The sequence below is a fragment of the Pseudomonas sp. PH1b genome (assembly GCF_000633395.1).
Classification (GTDB): domain Bacteria; phylum Pseudomonadota; class Gammaproteobacteria; order Pseudomonadales; family Pseudomonadaceae; genus Aquipseudomonas.
In genome coordinates this window covers 148190-165387 of record NZ_AYMU01000009.1, presented here as the reverse complement: position 1 = coordinate 165387, position 17198 = coordinate 148190, and the positions used below count along the sequence as shown (strand labels likewise).

General features: G+C 64.6%; 14 protein-coding genes. 6 read left to right on the top strand and 8 right to left on the bottom strand.

Features of this window, described 5'->3' with window-relative positions:
• Nucleotides 1–17 precede the first annotated feature (17 nt).
• Nucleotides 18–437 carry a hypothetical protein gene (locus tag U873_RS0116285; protein WP_025129270.1) on the bottom strand — a complete coding sequence of 140 codons (420 nt, stop codon included), beginning with the start codon at nucleotides 435–437 and terminating at the stop codon, nucleotides 18–20.
• A gap of 130 nt (nucleotides 438–567) precedes the next feature.
• Between U873_RS0116285 and hrpB the strand changes: the two genes are divergently transcribed.
• Nucleotides 568–3087 (top strand): ATP-dependent helicase HrpB, encoded by a 2520-nt coding sequence (gene hrpB, locus U873_RS0116280; RefSeq protein ID WP_025129269.1) that lies wholly within the window; start codon nucleotides 568–570, stop codon nucleotides 3085–3087.
• Nucleotides 3088–3117: 30 nt separating this feature from the next.
• Here hrpB and U873_RS0116275 read toward each other — a convergent pair whose 3' ends face one another.
• Both U873_RS0116275 and U873_RS0116270 read right to left on the bottom strand, forming a co-directional pair.
• Nucleotides 3118–4194 carry an endonuclease/exonuclease/phosphatase family protein gene (locus U873_RS0116275; protein WP_025129268.1) on the bottom strand — a complete coding sequence of 359 codons (1077 nt, stop codon included), beginning with the start codon at nucleotides 4192–4194 and terminating at the stop codon, nucleotides 3118–3120.
• An 88-nt stretch (nucleotides 4195–4282) separates the two neighbouring features.
• Nucleotides 4283–4945 (bottom strand): membrane protein, encoded by a 663-nt coding sequence (locus U873_RS0116270; RefSeq protein ID WP_025129267.1) that lies wholly within the window; start codon nucleotides 4943–4945, stop codon nucleotides 4283–4285.
• A gap of 179 nt (nucleotides 4946–5124) precedes the next feature.
• Between U873_RS0116270 and U873_RS0116265 the strand changes: the two genes are divergently transcribed.
• The 3 genes from U873_RS0116265 (at nucleotide 5125) to U873_RS0116255 (ending at nucleotide 7163) form a co-directional block, all read left to right on the top strand.
• Entirely contained in the window at nucleotides 5125–5907 is a 783-nt protein-coding gene (locus U873_RS0116265) for a DUF2076 domain-containing protein (RefSeq protein WP_025129266.1), read from the top strand.
• A 137-nt stretch (nucleotides 5908–6044) separates the two neighbouring features.
• Nucleotides 6045–6524, top strand: a complete 480-nt coding sequence (locus U873_RS0116260; protein WP_025129265.1) for an NYN domain-containing protein — start codon at nucleotides 6045–6047, stop codon at nucleotides 6522–6524.
• Between the two features lie 27 nt (nucleotides 6525–6551).
• Nucleotides 6552–7163 carry a PolC-type DNA polymerase III gene (locus tag U873_RS0116255; protein ID WP_025129264.1) on the top strand — a complete coding sequence of 204 codons (612 nt, stop codon included), beginning with the start codon at nucleotides 6552–6554 and terminating at the stop codon, nucleotides 7161–7163.
• 236 nt (nucleotides 7164–7399) lie between these two features.
• Here the strand turns inward: U873_RS0116255 and U873_RS0116250 are convergent, their stop codons facing one another.
• A complete protein-coding gene (locus tag U873_RS0116250; protein WP_025129263.1) occupies nucleotides 7400–7852 on the bottom strand; it encodes an Lrp/AsnC family transcriptional regulator in 453 nt (150 codons plus the stop codon).
• A 164-nt stretch (nucleotides 7853–8016) separates the two neighbouring features.
• On the opposite strand from U873_RS0116250, the gene yedA reads away from it, so the two are divergent.
• Nucleotides 8017–8928, top strand: a complete 912-nt coding sequence (gene yedA / locus U873_RS0116245) for a drug/metabolite exporter YedA (RefSeq protein ID WP_025129262.1) — start codon at nucleotides 8017–8019, stop codon at nucleotides 8926–8928.
• A gap of 27 nt (nucleotides 8929–8955) precedes the next feature.
• On the opposite strand, the gene U873_RS0116240 is transcribed toward yedA, so the two are convergent.
• The 3 genes from U873_RS0116240 to U873_RS0116230 all read right to left on the bottom strand — a co-directional run bounded on the left by U873_RS0116240 (nucleotide 8956) and on the right by U873_RS0116230 (nucleotide 14008).
• Nucleotides 8956–9996, bottom strand: coding sequence for an alpha/beta fold hydrolase (locus tag U873_RS0116240; protein ID WP_025129261.1), 1041 nt, complete (start codon nucleotides 9994–9996; stop codon nucleotides 8956–8958).
• A 273-nt stretch (nucleotides 9997–10269) separates the two neighbouring features.
• On the bottom strand, nucleotides 10270–13209 hold the full coding sequence (locus tag U873_RS0116235) for a discoidin domain-containing protein (protein WP_025129260.1): 2940 nt from the start codon (nucleotides 13207–13209) through the stop codon (nucleotides 10270–10272).
• Nucleotides 13210–13549: 340 nt separating this feature from the next.
• The gene (locus U873_RS0116230; RefSeq protein WP_025129259.1) at nucleotides 13550–14008 is read right to left on the bottom strand and encodes a hypothetical protein; all 459 of its coding nucleotides are present in this window, start codon (nucleotides 14006–14008) and stop codon (nucleotides 13550–13552) included.
• 225 nt (nucleotides 14009–14233) lie between these two features.
• On the opposite strand from U873_RS0116230, the gene U873_RS0116225 reads away from it, so the two are divergent.
• Nucleotides 14234–15568 (top strand): DEAD/DEAH box helicase, encoded by a 1335-nt coding sequence (locus U873_RS0116225; protein WP_025129258.1) that lies wholly within the window; start codon nucleotides 14234–14236, stop codon nucleotides 15566–15568.
• A 79-nt stretch (nucleotides 15569–15647) separates the two neighbouring features.
• Here the strand turns inward: U873_RS0116225 and U873_RS0116220 are convergent, their stop codons facing one another.
• Nucleotides 15648–16889 (bottom strand): TIGR03862 family flavoprotein, encoded by a 1242-nt coding sequence (locus U873_RS0116220; protein WP_025129257.1) that lies wholly within the window; start codon nucleotides 16887–16889, stop codon nucleotides 15648–15650.
• Nucleotides 16890–17198: the final 309 nt, after the last annotated feature.

The window sequence follows — 17198 nt, the reverse complement described above, 5'->3', positions numbered from 1 at the left end:
TTCCTTGAACGAAGTGGTCAGGCGGCGGGCTGCAGCCCATACAGGGCCAATTGCTGCACGCTGCCCTTGTGCTGGATCAGGCGCGGGTCGTCAAGGGGAAAGCTGCCGCCCAGCTCGCTTTCGAGAATCGCCTGCAGCTTGCGGTTGTCGACCTTGCCGTCGGCGCCGATGGCCTGCTGGAGTTTTTCCGGTGCGATCTGCGCGGTCTTGCCCGGCTCCAAGTAGATTGCCCCGGTAGCGAAGTCGACGCCAAAGGCGATCAGCCCCGGAATCACATAGAACAGCAGGCCCACGGCATCCAGGACCGCTACCAGTGGATCGATCTTGCCATCGATCTGGCCGCGTCGGTCAGGGAAGAAGATCGAGCCGCAGGCGGTGAGCTGGGTCAACAGGGTGGTCACCAGGATGCCGCCAATGACACGGTGGGGAATACGCATGGATATCTCCTAGCAAGCACGAAGGCACAGAGTAAGGAAGCGGGGGCATGAGTCTTGTCGATCAGCATTCAGACCATGATTAACCCCAGGCAGTTCGCCGTTATACTCGCGCCTCTGTTTTGGAGCCAGCATGAATTCTTTGCCAATTGATGAAGTTTTGCCTGCACTGCGCGACGCCTTGGCGACGCGCCATGAAGCGGTGCTCGAAGCCCCGCCCGGTGCCGGCAAGACCACCCGCGTGCCCCTGGCGCTGCTGCACCAGGACTGGCTGGCCGGACAGACCATCCTCATGCTGGAGCCACGGCGCCTGGCCGCCCGCGCCGCCGCCGAACGCCTGGCCAGCGAGTTGGGGGAGAAGGTCGGCGAGACCGTGGGTTACCGCATTCGCCTGGACAGCAAGGTTGGCCCGCGCACCCGCATCGAGGTGGTGACCGAAGGCATCCTCACCCGGCGCCTGCAGGATGACCCGGCCCTGGAAGGGGTGGGCCTGCTGATCTTCGACGAGTTCCACGAACGCAGCCTGGACGCCGACCTGGCCCTGGCCCTGAGCCTGAATGGCCGCGAGCTGTTTCGTGATGAGCAGCCGCTGAAGATCCTGCTGATGTCGGCGACCCTGGAGGGCGAGCGCTTGTCCGCGCTGCTCGATGACGCGCCGATCCTGCGCAGTGAGGGACGCATGTTCCCGGTAACTCAACGCTGGGGGCGGCCCTTCCAGCCCGGCGAGTTCATCGAGCCCAGGGTGGTGCAGACGGTGCTCGAAGCCCTCAATGATGAGAGCGGCAGCCTGCTGGTGTTCTTGCCCGGGCAGGCAGAGATTCGCCGGGTGCATCAGCAACTGGCCGACTCCCTGGGGGAGCGCAGCGAGATCCTGCTGTGCCCGCTGCATGGCGAGCTGGACCTGGCGGCCCAGCGCGCGGCCATCGACCCGGCTCCGGCGGGCAAGCGCAAAGTGGTGCTGGCCACCAACATTGCCGAAACCAGCCTGACCATCGATGGCGTGCGTGTCGTGATCGATGCGGGTTTGGCCCGGGTGCCGCGCTTCGATCCCGGCAGTGGCATGACCCGTCTCGATACCCAGCGCATCTCTCGGGCCAGTGCCACCCAGCGTGCCGGTCGCGCCGGGCGCCTGGAGCCCGGTGTGTGCTACCGCCTGTGGTCGGCGGATCAACAGGAGCAACTGGCGGCCTACGCCAGTGCGGAAATCCTTCAGGCGGACCTGGCGGGCCTGGCCCTGCAATTGGCGCGTTGGGGCGTGACCCCGAACCAACTGGTGTGGCTGGACGTGCCCCCCAGCGCTGCCTACGCCCAGGCCCAGGATCTGTTGAGTCGCCTGGGCGCCTTGAACGACGACGGCAGCCTGAATCGCCACGGCCAGGCCATGGCCGAGCTGCCGGCCCATCCGCGCATCGCCCACCTGCTGCTGCGTGGCCAGTCCCTGGGGCTGGCGCAGATGGCCTGTGACGTCGCTGCGTTGTTGGGCGAGCGCGACATCCTGCGCGGTGCCGGCGCCGACCTGCACAGCCGCCTGGTACTGCTGTCGGGCGAGGCGCGTGCGGCCCGTGGCGCCCAGGGCGGCGTGCAGCGTGCGCGGCAACTGGCACGGCAGTACCGTGGTTATCTGCGCGGGCCGGCCGACCAGGCGGTGGCCGACCCTGAGCATCCGCGCTGGCTCGGCGCCTTGCTGGCGTTGGCCTATCCCGACCGGGTGGCCCAGCAGCGACGTCCTGGCGGTGCCGAATACCGTCTGGCCAACGGGCGCGCGGCGCTGTTCAGCGAAACCGACAACCTGATGAAACAGCCCTGGCTGGTGATTGCCGATCTGGGCAGTCGCCAGGGCCAGCGCGAAGAACGTATCTACCTGGCGGCGGACTTCGATCCGGATTTGTTCGACAGCGTGCTGGCCGAGCAGGTGCGCAGCGTCGACCAGCTGGATTGGGACGAGCGTGAGGGCGTGCTGCGGGCCGAGCGTCAGCGCAAGGTCGGTGAGCTGGTGCTCAGCCGTGAGCCGCTCAATGGCCTGGATGAGTCCGCTCGCAGCCAGGCCCTGGTCAATCTGGTGCGGCGCAAGGGCCTGGAACTGCTGCCCTGGACCCCGGAGTTGCGCCAATGGCAGGCCCGGGTGGCCCTGCTGCGGCAGCTGGAATTGAGCGAAAAGGATGAAAGCCAATGGCCGGATGTCAGTGATGGGGCCCTGCTCAAGGGCCTGGAGCAGTGGTTGCAGCCCTACCTGGGCAAGGTCTCGCGACTCAGCCACTTCGCCAACCTGGAGCTGGCCAGCATTGTCCACAACCTGTTGCCCTGGCCCTTGCCGCAGCGCCTGGACGAACTGGCGCCGCATCATCTGACGGTGCCTTCGGGGTCATCGATCCGCCTCGACTACAGCGAGCAGCCACCGATTCTGGCGGTACGCCTTCAGGAGCTGTTCGGCCTGGCGCACACCCCGCGCATCGCCGGCGGGCGGCAAGTGGTGAAGTTGCACCTGCTGTCCCCGGCGCGGCGTCCGGTGCAGGTCACCCAGGACCTGGCGAACTTCTGGCGCAGTACCTACGCCGAGGTCAAGAAGGATCTCAAGGGCCGTTATCCCAAGCATTACTGGCCGGACGACCCGCTGATCGCCGAAGCGACAGCCCGGGCCAAACCGCGCAAGTAGCGTTCTTCACCCTGCGCCTGGCGAGTGGGGTTACTGGGCCGGGAGCAGGAAGCGGGCGAGTACCGGCAGGTGATCGGAGATGCGCAGGGTATCGTCCTGGCGCACCCGGGACTCGACCCGCTTGAGGCGCGGGCTGTAGAACAGGTAGTCGACGGTACGGTCCGGGCCATCCAGGGTCGGGTCATTGGGGTAATGGGTCAGCCAGCGGGCCCGGTCGACGCCGCTGGCCTGGGTGTTGCTGGGGATCATCGGGTACTTGTCCCACAGCAGGTGCAGGGGGCTGTCGGCGCTGTAGGGCGCGCGTTGCCCTTCGCTCAGGCGCTGGTACTGGCCCAGGGGCAGCAGGTTGAAGTCGCCGCCGATCAGCCAGGGCGTACCGCGGCCCTCCAGTTTGTCGAGCACCTTGGAGATGGCCGTGACCTGCTTCTGCTGGGTCTCATCGGCCCTGCGCGCACGCTCCAGGTGAGTGTTCAGGGCCACCAGTTGGCCGCCGTCGCTCAGGGGCAGGTAGCTCAGCAGCAGGGCATCCCTGGGCTGGAACTGGCGCTGGAGGATGTTGTGGGGAGCCACCGGCAATTGCAGGCGTTCGGCGTGTTCGATGCGGTAGCGGCTGAGGGTCGCCAGTTGCCGGCCGACACTGCCGAAGATATGCAGGGAAGGGATGAAGTCAGCTTTCCAGTCATAGGCCTGGGTACTGCAGGGATACAGATCGGTGAGGCGTTCCTGCAGGAGCTTGAGCTGGTCCTGGTAGGCGCTGGCCTTGGCGCCGTTGTCGACTTCCTGCAGCAGCACCAGGTCGGGTTTTTCGTCACGGATCACCCGGGCCACTTCGTCGAGGCTGAAGGCCATGTCTGCGACGGTGGGCTGCTCATCCTCGCCTCGCGCCTGGTCGTTCCAGAATACGTAGCGCTTGCCCGCCAGGTACTGCAGGTTCCAGGTCATCACCTTCAGCGCCTGGCCCGGTACCAGCGGCGCGGCCTCGGCGCTGCAGCTGACCGCCAGGGTTTCCCGGGGTTCCGGGCGCCAGGTCAGGCTGTAGATCAGGCCGATCAGCAGGGTGCCGATCAGCAGCAGGCTCAACAGGGTGACGCGAAGTAGACGGATCATCGGCTCGGCTTATGGCGTTGCAGGATTGCGCCGGAGCATAACCGAGAGCGCGGCCGTCACCCAAGGGGCAGAGCGGCCGCAGGTGGCATCAGCGCTTGTCCGCCTGCTCGCTGACCAGCATGAACAGGCGGTACAGCACCACGCTGGTGAACAGTTGCAGGAAGCTGTAGGCGCTGTCGATGGCCAGCGACAGGATCGGGTTGAGCGGCTGGGGATAAGCCGCGTCGCTGGCGCCCTTGAGCAGCCACAACGGGGCCATCACCGCGAGGATGCACAGCAGAATGCGCAAGAAATGCCCGCGGCTCAGGCGCAGGCTTTCACTGATGGCCGCCAGCGGCGCCATGCCCCTGAGCACCAGCAGGTACTCGGCGAAGGCCAGCACCACCATCAGGAACAGCCCCGGCAGGAAATACAGCGACAGCCCCAGCAGGATCAACAGCGTGCTGACCGCCGTCAGCAGGGCAAAGCGTGGCCACAGGGTCAGGGCCATGGCCAGCAGGTCGCGGGTACGCGGTGATTCGCCCCGGGTTCGGGCATCCAGAAACAGAATCAAGGCACCGGTATACAGCGGGTACAGCAGCAGGCCCACGATCACGCTGTAGCCGGGGAAGGTGTTTTCCCCCAGGGCGCTGCTCACCCCTTGTTGCAGGAGCGCCTCGAGAACCACCAGAGGCAGGCACAACCGGGCGATCTGGCCGAGGTTGCGCTGGAAGAAATACAGGGAGTCGCGCAGAACATCTAACGGATTCATCGATGAAGATCGCAGGTGACGAAGCGGTTGCACACTTTAACCGATGCAGGCCCCTGCGGAGCAAACGTAAACCTTGGGTAAAGACCATTGAAAGTCGTCGCACCAGCCCCATAACTGGTGCGTGCCGTCGCCCCTTCGGGCGCGGAGCGGTTTTTTACCGGCAATCTAAAGAGGTCGCCATGAACAACGAAGAGCAAACCCTGATCGATGGACTGTTTTCACGGTTGCAGCAAGCCGAAACGGATTCAGCCCCGCGTGATGCCCAGGCCGAGGCGCGGATCAAGGAGCATCTGACCCGCCAGCCTGCGGCCGGGTATTTCATGACCCAGGCGATCCTGGTGCAGGAGGCCGCCCTCAAGAGCCTCGATGAACAGAACAAGCAACTGACCCAGCAGGTCCAGCAACTGCAGGCCGAGCTGCAACAGGCCAGGTCCCAGGCGCCGGCTGCGGCTCCTGCATCCGCTGGCGGCTTCCTGTCGAGCATTTTCGGCGGTTCCCGCGAGCCGCAGCCGGCTCCAGCGCCCAGCGCCCCGCCGGCGACGAGTGGAGGCTGGCGCGAACCGCCCCGTTCTTCCTTTGGCGCGTCGCCCCAGCAGAACTTCGGTGCACCCCAGCAAAACTATGGCGCCCCGCAGCAGAACTATGTGCCCCAGCAGGCTCCGGCTGCAGCGGGCAGCAGCTTCCTTGGTGGCGCCTTGAAAACCGCCGCCGGTGTCGCCGGTGGGGTGATGCTGGCCCAGGGCATCAGCAGCCTGTTCCACAACAACCAGCAGCCTCAAGAGGTGGTCGAGGTCATCAAGGAAGAACCAGCACCGGCCAGCGACAACAGCGGCTGGGGCAATGACGACCAGCGCCTGGCCAACAACGACTCCTGGGGCAGCAACGACCAGGGCGGCTTCAGCAACGCCGACTACGACAACGACGACAGCTCGTTCTTCTCCGACGACGACTCCTTCGTCTGATGCACCGTCGGTCCGGGGCAGGTCGCTGCCCCGGACCGATAATTCGCGGAACAATCCTCGTGGCTGGCATACTGGGCGACTTTTCGGGGCCCAAGGCCCGATCCAGCCCCTGCGCTGCTGCGCCATGAGGATTAGCGGTGAAAAAAATCGCTGTGTTCGCCGACGTCCAGAACCTCTACTACACCGTTCGCCAGGCCTATGGTTGTCACTTCAACTACGCGGCCCTGTGGGCGGACATCAGCAAGCAGGGGCAGATCGTCGAGGCCTATGCCTATGCCATCGACCGTGGCGACAGCAAGCAGCAGCAGTTCCAGCAGATCCTGCGCAACCTGGGCTTCACGGTAAAGCTCAAGCCCTACATCCAGCGCAGCGACGGTTCGGCCAAGGGTGACTGGGACGTGGGCATCACCATCGACATCATGGACGCCGCCGCCCATGTCGACGAAGTGGTGCTGGCTTCCGGCGACGGTGATTTCGACCTGCTGCTGGAGCGCATCATCAGCAAGCACGGGGTCAGCGCGGTGGCTTACGGGGTGCCGGGCCTGACTGCCAATTCGCTGATCCGCGCAGCCACCCGCTATGTGCCGATCGAAGGCGCGTTGCTGCTTAAAAACTGATCAATTTTCCTACGGAGCAGCACAGGTTTGGAACGCATTGCCGTCATCGACTTTGAAACCACCGGGATCTCCCCGAGCAGCAGTTGCCGGGCCACGGAAATCGCCGTGGTGATCCTTGAGCAGGGGCGCATTGTCGAGCGTTACCAGAGCCTGATGAATGCCGGCGTGCGCGTGCCGGCCTTTATCGAACAACTGACCGGCATCAGCAACGCCATGCTGCGCAGTGCCCCGCCAGCGGAGCAGGTGATGAACGAGGTCAACGAGTTCGTCGGTATCACCCCGTTGCTGGCGCACAACGCGGCCTTCGACCAGAAGTTCTGGGATTTTGAACTGGGGCGGATCAAGCGCACCCGGCTGCAGAACTTCGCGTGCTCACTGTTGTTGGCGCGGCGCCTGATGCCGGCGGCACCGAACCACAAGCTGGGTACCCTGACCGCCTATGCCGGCCTGCCTCACACCGGCCAGGCGCACCGGGCCATGGCCGATGCCGAGATGGCGGCCAACCTGGTGGCGCACCTGGCCACCGAGCTGCGGCACACCCATGGCTTGCAGGCGCTGTCCCATGATTTCTTGTGCAAGCTGCAGAAGGTCCCGGCGGCCAAGGTGCCCGAGCACCTCAAGCGCCATCGCGGTTGCTGAGCACTGGCCCGCTGTAGCCGCTGCTGCAGGTTCGTGCCTTGTTAGGGCTGTCAGGCCTGCAGGGTTTTAGTCACGGCTGAAGTTGCCAGGCCGCGGCGCTTCCCCCTGAGCAAAAAACAGCCAGTTCTCTGCAGGCCTTGCGTACTTGGGGCTGCCGAGGCTTTTGCTCAGGTTATCCACAGGCGGCTCCCCAGGGATTGGGGGTAAGACGGTGGCCGGTGACGAGCAGGGATGGATCACCTATCGAGGGTTTCCAACTGCCCCAGGGGCACGCGCCGTTCGATGGCACTGGACAGCACGATGGACGTCTTGCTGAAGCCGAACTGGGCCACACGGTTGATCAACTCCTCCAGCTCCGGCATCGAGCCCACCGCGGCCTGCATGATCACGCAGGGGTCGCCGGTGACCCGGTGGCATTCGGTGAGTTGGGGAATCCGGATCAGTTCGTCGTAGACCTTCTGGTTGCCATGCTGGGCCAGGCGCAGTTCGATCACGCACTGGATCGGCAGCCCCAGCTTGCTCATGTCGACCTTGGCCTGGTAGCCGATGATCACCCCGCTGGCTTCCAGCTTGGCCACGCGCTCGGCCACCGCCGGTGCCGAGAGGTTGACCTTGCGTGCCAGCTCGGCGTAGCTCGCCCGGCCGTTCTCCAGCAGGCTGGCAAGGAGCATGCGGTCGTACTTGTCCATGGAAAACTCCCCAACCCAGGCTGACTTTCGAAAGCACGGTATATAGCCCTGATCTCCATGCTTTGAAAAGTGTATGGGTCTTATAAACAGGTTTTGTAACTTAATTTCCGTTGGTCGGCTTTTTAGAATAAGTCTCCCCTTCTGCCTGCGTTCGAGCCGTCCCCATGCCTGGCCAAAGCCGTTTCCCGCTGCCCCTGATTGCTGCCTTCTTCGCCCTGTATGTGATCTGGGGTTCGACCTACCTGGTGATCCGGATCGGTGTCGAGTACTGGCCACCGTTGATGCTGGGGGGCATTCGTTTCGTGATCGCCGGTAGCCTGATGTACGCCTTCCTGCGCTGGCGCGGAGTGCCGGCGCCGACCTGGGCGCAGTGGAAGGCGGCGGGGGCGATCGGCGTGCTGCTGCTCAGCTGTGGCAATGGCGCGGTGACGGTGGCCGAGCACACCGGCGTTACCTCCGGGGTCGCGGCGCTGGCGGTGGCCACGGTGCCTTTGTTCACCTTGCTCTGTGGGTATTTCTGGGGCGCGCGCAACACGCGCCTGGAATGGGCCGGCATCGCCCTTGGGATGATCGGCATCGGCATGCTCAACCTGGGGTCCAACCTGCAGTCCAGCCCGCTGGGCGCGGGCTTGCTGCTGTTCGCGGCGGCGGCCTGGGCGTTCGGCTCGGTGTGGAGCAAGCACTTGCCGCTGCCCCAGGGGGCGATGGCCAGTGCAGCGGAGATGCTGGTGGGGGGCGTGGTGTTGCTGATCGGCAGTGCCCTGAGTGGTGAACGCCTGGAGGCGGTTCCGCCATTGGAAGGCTGGCTGGCCCTGATCTACCTGATCGGTTTCGGCTCGATCATCGCCTTCAACGCTTACATGTACCTGCTCAAGCATGTGCGTCCGGCGGCGGCCACCAGCTACGCCTACGTCAACCCGGCCGTCGCGGTGTTGCTGGGGATCGTGTTCGTCGGCGAAACCATCGGCCTCGAAGAGGCCTTGGCCATGGTGGTGATCATCAGCGCCGTGGTGCTGATCGGTTTGCCCCAGTGGCGCAAGCCCAAGCCGAAAGCGGTGGCCCAGGAAACCGCCTGACCCGGGCGGGCCAGGCGCAGGGGCGGATTATTGGGGTGGGATCGCCTTGGCCAGGAACGTGCTGACCCGGTCGGCGACCTGCCGGTGAATAGCTTCGCGGCTGCGCCCGTCACCGTCCTGGCAGATGATTTCGTCGCCTGGTGCCTCTTTCTCGAGCAGAGCAACGGCCCCCGGCTTGCACTTCTGCATGAAGCTGAAGTGGCTGGCGTCGGCGATCTTTTCACTGCTCACCAGGTCCTGAGGGAGCTGGGCGATCAGGTGGGCCGACTCCATCTGGAACGGCAGGTCACCATTGATATCGACCCCGGCTCCCATGACCAGTATCGGTTGCTCGATGCTCGCCAGGCTCTGTGCAGTGAAGCCCCGGGCGAAGCCCAGGTCGAGCGAGACGAAGGCCTTGACGCGCGGGTCGCGCAGGTCCTGGCCAAGCAGCGATTGCTGTTCAGGAGCTATGCCCAGCTCGGGGGCCAGGCCGCAGATCCTTGGGCTCGGGTGCAGTTGGCATTCCTCGCGCAAACGTTGCGCACTGTAGCGTGCGCCGGCCAGGGCGGTGACGGTCCAGCCCCCCAGCGAGTGGCCGATGGCCGCGATCCGATCACCTTGGACAGGGCCAGCCAGGGCCGGGTTCTGGGTCAAGTGGTCGATGACTCGGCTGAGGTCGCGGGGGCGTTCCCAGAGTCTTGCCGCCTCTTCCGGGCGCGTGTCGAACGAGGTGGTGCCCGGGTGGTTGGGAGCGGCGACGACATATCCCTGGCGCACCAGCTCCGTCGCCAGCCAGCTGAGGTTTCGCCAATTGCCGCGATAGCCATGGGACAGGACCACCAAAGGATGTGCTTGCCCGGCAATCGGTGCATCGAGGATGGCCGGCCCCCCGAAGAAGACCTGGTTTTCCCCCGTCGAGACAACCGGCTCGGTGCTGGCGGTCGGGTACCAGAGGGCGACATGCAGGGCTCGGTTCTCGGCGGACTGGGCCAGGTCGATTTCGCGAAAGCCGATGTTCTCGGCGGCCTGCGCATTGACGATTGAAAGGCCCGCTAGCATCCATGCGGACAGGGCGGTCTTGAGCATTGAAATCTCCATCGGAAAGTGTTCGCACGGGTGTGCGAGGGCGCCAGGACGGCGCGCCTGAGAGTGAGGCCAGTCGGGGGGCGGAAACAAGTACAGGCAACGGAATTTATTGGCCAGGGGCAGCAGGAAAAAAGGCGCGCCATGCATGGCGCGCTCTGCACAAGTGGGGCCAGGTACTGGCAGCGTTCAAGGGACCTGGCGGATGCGCAGGTCCCTTGGTGGCGCCTCAGGTTTTAGGGGCTGGCGGCCGGCCCGGAGACCGGGCGCCAGCGGTCATCCGTTGCAAGGACCGCCATCGCGCCAGACCTTGCCGCTGTTGTCCGGGCCGACGGTACTGGCATTCGGCTGATTGCCTCGGGTCCACCAGCGTGCGATGTAGAAGCGCCCGTTATGGCTGACCTTGCTGCCTGCGACATAGGTGTCGCCCGCGCTCCAGGGGCCCTGGCATCCCGCCGGCGGCACCGGTTTATCGGCCAGGACCCGCACGCTGTGGTCCCGGGTCACGCTGAGCTTGCCGTTGCTCACCGTCAGGCTGACCCGATAAGTCACGTCCTGGTCGATTTTCGGGGCGACGAACTTCATCAGGGGGCCTGCCGCTTCGAAACCGACGCCGGGGCTGACTTTCCAGTTGTAGCTCAGCTTCAGGCCGGCCGGGTCACTGGAGGCCGTGGCGTTGAGGTAGACCACTTCGCCCGCCTTGGCTTGGGTGGCACCGCCAATGATCGCTACCGGAGGTTTGACCGTTTCCACCGGTGGTTCGGTCGGTTTATCCCCGCCGCCCTGGCAGGGGCCGAGGTCGCGCCAAACCTTGCCGCCGCCATCAGGGCCGGTGAAGGCTGGGTTGCCCGGCTCGCTGCCTGAAGTCCACCAACGCGCCTGGTACTGACGACCTTGCCATTGCACCACATCGTTGCTCACGTAGATGGCGCCGACTTCCCATTCAGCCTTGCAGTGGCTGGTGGCGGCCTGGCCCTTGATCAATATCTCGTGGGTCCGGGTACTGCTCAGCTTGCCGTTGCTCAGGGTCAGGGTGAAACGATAGCGGGTATCTTCAGCCAGCTCTGGGGCAATAAACGACACGCTTGAACCGTCGAAGCTGAAGTCCAGCCTGGGCGACGCTTCCCAGGCGAAGCTCAAGGCATTTCCTTGCGGATCGCTGGAAGCGGAGGCGTCCAGAACGATCTTTTCGCCGGCATTGGCCGTGGTCTTGCCACTGATGACGGCTATCGGTGATTTACCCGCTTGCACAGGTTTGAGCGAAGCCGCCTTGACTTCATTGTCTGCGTTGAACTCGCCATCGGCGAGCAAGTCCCAGGCGCCGCTCGGGCTGTTGCTGGCGTAGACCTGGTAACCCTTGATGTTGCCTGCCTGGCCCGCGTCCTGGCGAGGCAAGTAATGCAGTTGCGAGAAGCGCCGCTCGGCCCCCAGATCAATGATGATCTGATGGGGATAACGTGCGTTCGCGGCCGAGCTCCAGTAGGTCCTGGGGTTGCCATCGATGGCCTGGGCGCCTGAAGCCGCGCCGGCTCCGGCACTGCTGGTGGAGTGGATGCGCCAGCTGTCGCGTGGCAGCGATTGGCCCTTGGCGTCGGCCAGCAGCAATTCCGCCACGCTGGCAGTGTCCTTGCCGTCCACTGAAGAGCTGGCAACCAGTTTCAGGTAGCGGGCCTGGGCGGTTTCACTCTGGTGCGCATAGCTGAAGCCTTCCAGAACCAGGTCGGAGGCGGTTTGATTGTTGTTCGTGCGCAGGGCCAGGTACCAGCGGCCCGCACGAGGCGTGTTGACCGCCAAGGATGGGCCTGAGTTTTCCTGGGAGCGATAGCCGTAGTCGCTGAGGCTCGGTTGGCTTGCGTACTTGATCAGCAGCTGCGAGTTCCCCGTGTATTCGGTACGTTGGCCATTGGTCACCGTGAACACCAGGCGTTCGGTGCCGGGCGCCACATCGATCGGGAAGTAGTGCCACTGTTTGGCTGCAAGGTCGATCGTCTGATCTAGGATCTTGCTCGCCTGCTCTTCGGCCAGGGGCACGACGGCCGGGCTATAGGCGGACATCTTCGCTGCGTTTTCGCGCCATACCCGGGCCATGTTGGCGGTGCGCGCATCCCCCACGGGCACGCCGCGGATGTCCTTCACATCGGGGTTGGAGTAATAGCCAATGTGGTTGCCGCACAAGATGCTGCCGACGGTGCCGTTGTTGTGGCCGAACTTATAGCTGCTGCCATCGGAGCAGTGATTGCCCCCAGCGTTGTGGCCGATCTCATGGCGCAAGGCCGCGGATGACCTGATGGCGTTGACGGTATAGCGCCCACCGACATAGCCCCAGGCTAAGGCGGTGTCCACTCCTGGAGTCCCTTTGACGAAGGCGGCCACAAGGTCTGGGCTGTACTGCTTCATGCCTTCGGCGAACAGGGTGCTGACCTGGCCCAGGGTTCCGCCGGAGCTTGCGGTAATCGGGTAGTCGCCGGGAATCACCTGGGTGCCCACCAGGCGCAGGCGCACGCCTTGGACCTGGGATTGTTTCAAGGCTCTGTTGACCGTCGCGATCTGGCCCAGGGCGTAGGCTTCGTGATCGCCAATGTAGTTGGCCGCCACTTGTGAGAAACCCGCCAGCACGTCGATGATGGTTTCGCCCTGGGCGTTGCGGTTGAGTTGCAGGCTGCGTTGGCCGCTCAGGGTTTCCAGTTCATGGACCGTTTCCTCGCTGCTGTTTTGTTCCGAGTCGGTGCCGCTTCCAGGCTGGCCCAGGTGCTCTTCAGAGCGGATCAGCGACTGTTCGCCACTGGCGTTGCCGCGAATGATTGCGCCGGCGTCGGGGAGCAGGGCAATGAAGCTGCCGTCGCCACGGGTGACCAGGATCATTTCCCCGGGTGGGGCCAGGGAGCGGGCGCGGCCTTCCAATTGGCCGCTCATGACCTTGAGGTCCTTGAAGGTATCGTCCTGCTGGGCCACCAGGCTGCGGATGCGCATTCCGGTTTCCTGCAGCAGCAGGTCGGTTCCGACTTCGACGCCGCTACGCTGCATCGGGTTGGCGGTCAGTGCCTGGAGATTAATGAAGTGACCGGTGATGATCTGTTCATTGTGCGTGTGTGCGGCATCGGCAGGGACTGCGCCTGCCAGCAGCGGGCCGCTGAGTGGCAACAACAGTGCTGTTCCCAGGCGGGTGACCCAAAGACGGGTAGCGCGGCACAAGGGGTTCAATCTGAAGCTCGACATAACCATTCCTGGACGGTCTCAGCGCGGCGCAAAACCTGGCGAGCAGGACCGCTAAAGCGTCCGCGCTGAGGATGTGGATAAGGAGTTGTGCCGGCGGTGGGCATCATAGGCAGGGGAGTCGGCGCCGTACATCGAAGGCCGGGCTTTTAGTACCGGTCCTAGGGAACTTGTCGCTGCAAAGTCAGGAAGGCGGAGCAGAATGGGGCTTGTCGGGGGCGAGGGCTGATGGCAGGGGCCTGCTCAAACGCTTCGAATGCACCCGCCCAGCCTGTGGGCGGCCGGGCTCGCAGGCTGAAAAACGCCGGGCATGGCCAGGCGTCGTGCGGTCAGCCGACCGGGGTTACTCGATGCCGGTCAGCAGCACCACGGCAACCAGCACCGCCACCATGACCAGGGAAAACAGCAGGCTGATGCCCGCCACTCGCCATAGCGAGACGAAGCGCCCGTTGCTCGCTTTGTGCTCCTCCACCTGGGGGCCGAACAGTTGGCGCGCGTAGGCATTCATCCCATAGATCGGCGGCAGGACAAAGACCACCGCGGGGATACTTTCCGGCAGGAAAAAGCCGGCCACGCTCATGGCCACGAGGAGGCCGATGCCCATGGCCCAGGCTTTGTTCACCTCGCTCTCGCGGCCCATGGCCTTGAGGTTCTGGCTGATGAAATAAGCGCCCGCCACCGAGCTGCCGATGAAGGTACTGAGGCCAATGGCCGGGATGCTGTACAGGCTCAGATTCCGGGCAACTGGCTTTTCGGCCAAGAGTTCGGCTGCGGGGGCCTGGAAGGGGTTTTCGCTATCCATGCAGATGGGCTCCTGGGAGACAAGGCAATCGGGGGGGTATCAGCTTGCGTCGTGCGCCGGATTTTCGGGCGACTGCTGCGCTGTATTCTGGCGCTAATGGCGCGGGCAAGCATACACCAGCAAGTCCCAGGGAGACGCCAGCGGCCGGCGACGAGCGTGCTCCTGAATTAGGGTAAACTGCCGCCCATTGCGTCCCTGCGCCGAATCTTTCCTACGGTACCCCCCATGACATTCGCCACCCTTGGCCTGATCGAACCCTTGCTGCGCGCCCTTGAAACCCTTGGCTACCAGACCCCGACCCCGGTCCAGGCCCAAGCCATTCCGGCGGTGCTGGGTGGGCGTGACCTGATGGCCGCAGCCCAGACCGGCACCGGCAAGACTGCCGGTTTCGCCCTGCCGTTGTTGCAATTGCTGACCCTGCAAGGGCCCAAGGTCGACAGCAACTCGGTGCGTGCGCTGATTCTGGTGCCGACCCGGGAGCTGGCCGAGCAGGTTCACGAAAGCGTGCGCCAGTACGCCGAGCACCTGCCGTTGCGCACCTACGCGGTGTATGGCGGGGTCAGCATCAACCCGCAGATGATGAAGTTGCGCAAAGGCATCGACCTGCTGGTGGCAACCCCGGGGCGCCTGCTGGATCTGTTCCGGCAGAACGCAGTGAAGTTCAGCCAGTTGCAGACCCTGGTGCTCGATGAGGCCGACCGCATGCTGGACCTGGGCTTCTCCGAAGAGCTCAAGAGCATCTATGCCGCCCTGCCGAAAAAGCGCCAGACCCTGCTGTTCTCCGCCACCTTCTCCGACGCCATCCGCCAACTGGCCGGGCAGATGCTCAACGACCCGCTGAGCATCGAAGTCAGCCCACGCAACGTGGCCGCCAACACGGTCAAGCAATGGGTGGTGCCGGTGGACAAGAAGCGCAAGCCGGAGCTGTTCAGCCACCTGTTGCGCAAGAACCGCTGGAAGCAGGTTCTGGTGTTTGCCAAGACCCGTAACGGCGTGGACGCACTGGTGGAGAAGCTCCAGGGCCAGGGCGTGAACGCCGACGGCATCCACGGCGACAAACCCCAGGCCACGCGCCAGCGTGCCCTGGATCGGTTCAAGGCCAGCGAGATCCAGATCCTGGTGGCCACCGACGTGGCGGCCCGCGGCCTGGACATCGAGGACCTGCCGCTGGTGGTCAACTTCGACCTGCCGATCGTGGCCGAGGACTACATCCACCGCATCGGTCGTACCGGACGTGCGGGCGCCACCGGCGAGGCGATCTCCCTCGTCTGTGCTGACGAGGTCAACCTGCTGTCGGCGATCGAGATGCTCACCCGCCAGACCCTGAAACGCCACGAGGAAGCGGACTTCTCCCCCGAGCACCGAGTCCCGGAAACCGACGCCAGTGGCCAGGTAGTCAAGAAACCGAAGAAGCCGAAGAAACCCAAGGCCTCCGGCGGCGGTGGCAAGCGCAACCTGGGCAAGTGGGTGGACAGCGGTGAGGTAGCCGAAGCGCCGGCGGCGAAACCGGTACGCAAGGTCCCGGCGTTCAACACTGGGCCGCGCAAGCGCAAGCCCTGATCTGATATTGCGCTGACCTCTTCGCCGGCAAGCCGGCTCCTGCAATTCCCCGTAGGAGCCGGCTTGCCGGCGAAGCTGTTTATGGCCTGCGCCGCAGCCACTCCAGTATTCCCAACCCGGCACGGCGGCCGCTGGCAAAGCAGGCGGTCAGCAGGTAGCCACCGGTAGGGGCTTCCCAATCGAGCATTTCGCCGGCACAGAACACCCCAGGCAGTTGCTGCAGCATCAGGCGCTCATCCAGGGCCTCGAAGGGCACGCCACCGGCACTGCTGATGGCTTCGTCCAGTGGGCGAGGCTTCACCAGAGGCAGGGGCAGTGCCTTGATTGCCGCCGCCAGTCGCGCCGGATCATTGAAGGTGTCGGCGTCCGTCAACTCTCGCAGCAACGCGGCCTTCACCCCTTCGATACCCAACTGGCTCTGCAGGTGCTTGGCCATCGATCGTGAGCCACGGGGCTTGGCCAGGGCGGCTTGAACCTTGTCCCGGGGCTTGCTGGGCAGCAGGTCGATATGGACGGTTGCCTGGCCATGCCGGTTGATGGCTTCGCGGATCGGTGCCGACAAGGCGTAGATCAGGCTGCCTTCGATGCCGCTGGCGGTGATGACGCATTCCCCCAGGCGGGGAGCGTCGTCGTTGAGGCCAATGGCGACATTCTTCAGGGGCGCTCCGGCAAATTTGCTTTTCAGCAACTCGCTCCAGCCGCCCACGTCAAACCCACAGTTGCTCGGTTGCAGCGGTGCGCTCCGGATGCCTTGCTGTTCCAGCAGGGGCAGCCAGGCGCCGTCGGAGCCCAGGCGTGCCCAACTGCCGCCACCCAGGGCCAGCAGCAGCGCATCGGCATTCACCGCGCTTTCCCCTTCAGGGTGCTGCACCCGCAGGCTGGCGTCGGCATTCCAGCCGAGCCAACGGTGGCGAGTGTGGATTGCCACCCCAGCATCGCGCAGGCGCTTGAGCCAGGCGCGCAACAGCGGTGCGGCTTTCATGTCGGTGGGGAAGACCCGGCCGGAACTGCCGACAAAGGTTTCGATGCCCAGGCCATGAATCCATTGGCACAGCGCATCGGCGCCAAATTCGCGGAGCAGGGGGGCCATCTGTGGTGCACGTTCGCCGTAGCGGGAAAGGAAGGCCGGATAGGCCTCGGAGTGGGTGATGTTCATCCCGCCGACCCCAGCCAGGAGGAATTTGCGGCCCACCGAAGGCATGGCGTCGTACAGGTCGACCTGGATCCCGGCCTGGCTCAAGACCTCGGCGGCCATCAAGCCGGCCGGGCCGCCACCGATAATGGCGACGCTGTGGGGGAGAGGGGAGCGGGATCGGGTCATGGCGGGAAGCGGTACTGGGGATTTGGCAGGGCATTCTACCCGAGGTGCAGCCGCTGCCGCTGATCAGAAAATAGACGACCGGCTGCATCTCCCGCGTGGCCTGGGCTGCAAAGGGTTTTACCCAGGTTATCCACAGTCGGGTCCCCAGGGATTGGGGGTAATGCACGAGTGCTTGGTCGAAAAATGATCACTTTTGTGCAGGCCTTGTACGGCCTGGGCTGGAAGGGTTTTTGCTCAGCTTATCCACAGGCGGTTCCCCAAGGATTGGGGGTAAGGCATTCACAGCAGAGTGAAACCTTGATGACAGGC

Bases quoted from the DNA above. Each gene is read 5' to 3' on its own strand.
- U873_RS0116285 (WP_025129270.1), bottom strand. From the start codon at position 437: ATGCGTATTCCCCACCGTGTCATTGGCGGCATCCTGGTGACCACCCTG.
- U873_RS0116220 (WP_025129257.1), bottom strand. From the start codon at position 16,889: ATGACCCGATCCCGCTCCCCTCTCCCCCACAGCGTCGCCATTATCGGT.
- U873_RS0116265 (WP_025129266.1), top strand. From the start codon at position 5,125: ATGAACAACGAAGAGCAAACCCTGATCGATGGACTGTTTTCACGGTTG.
- U873_RS0116225 (WP_025129258.1), top strand. From the start codon at position 14,234: ATGACATTCGCCACCCTTGGCCTGATCGAACCCTTGCTGCGCGCCCTT.
- U873_RS0116235 (WP_025129260.1), bottom strand. From the start codon at position 13,209: ATGTCGAGCTTCAGATTGAACCCCTTGTGCCGCGCTACCCGTCTTTGG.
- U873_RS0116275 (WP_025129268.1), bottom strand. From the start codon at position 4,194: ATGATCCGTCTACTTCGCGTCACCCTGTTGAGCCTGCTGCTGATCGGC.
- U873_RS0116240 (WP_025129261.1), bottom strand. From the start codon at position 9,996: ATGCTCAAGACCGCCCTGTCCGCATGGATGCTAGCGGGCCTTTCAATC.
- yedA (WP_025129262.1), top strand. From the start codon at position 8,017: ATGCCTGGCCAAAGCCGTTTCCCGCTGCCCCTGATTGCTGCCTTCTTC.
- U873_RS0116230 (WP_025129259.1), bottom strand. From the start codon at position 14,008: ATGGATAGCGAAAACCCCTTCCAGGCCCCCGCAGCCGAACTCTTGGCC.
- hrpB (WP_025129269.1), top strand. From the start codon at position 568: ATGAATTCTTTGCCAATTGATGAAGTTTTGCCTGCACTGCGCGACGCC.
- U873_RS0116250 (WP_025129263.1), bottom strand. From the start codon at position 7,852: ATGGACAAGTACGACCGCATGCTCCTTGCCAGCCTGCTGGAGAACGGC.
- U873_RS0116270 (WP_025129267.1), bottom strand. From the start codon at position 4,945: ATGAATCCGTTAGATGTTCTGCGCGACTCCCTGTATTTCTTCCAGCGC.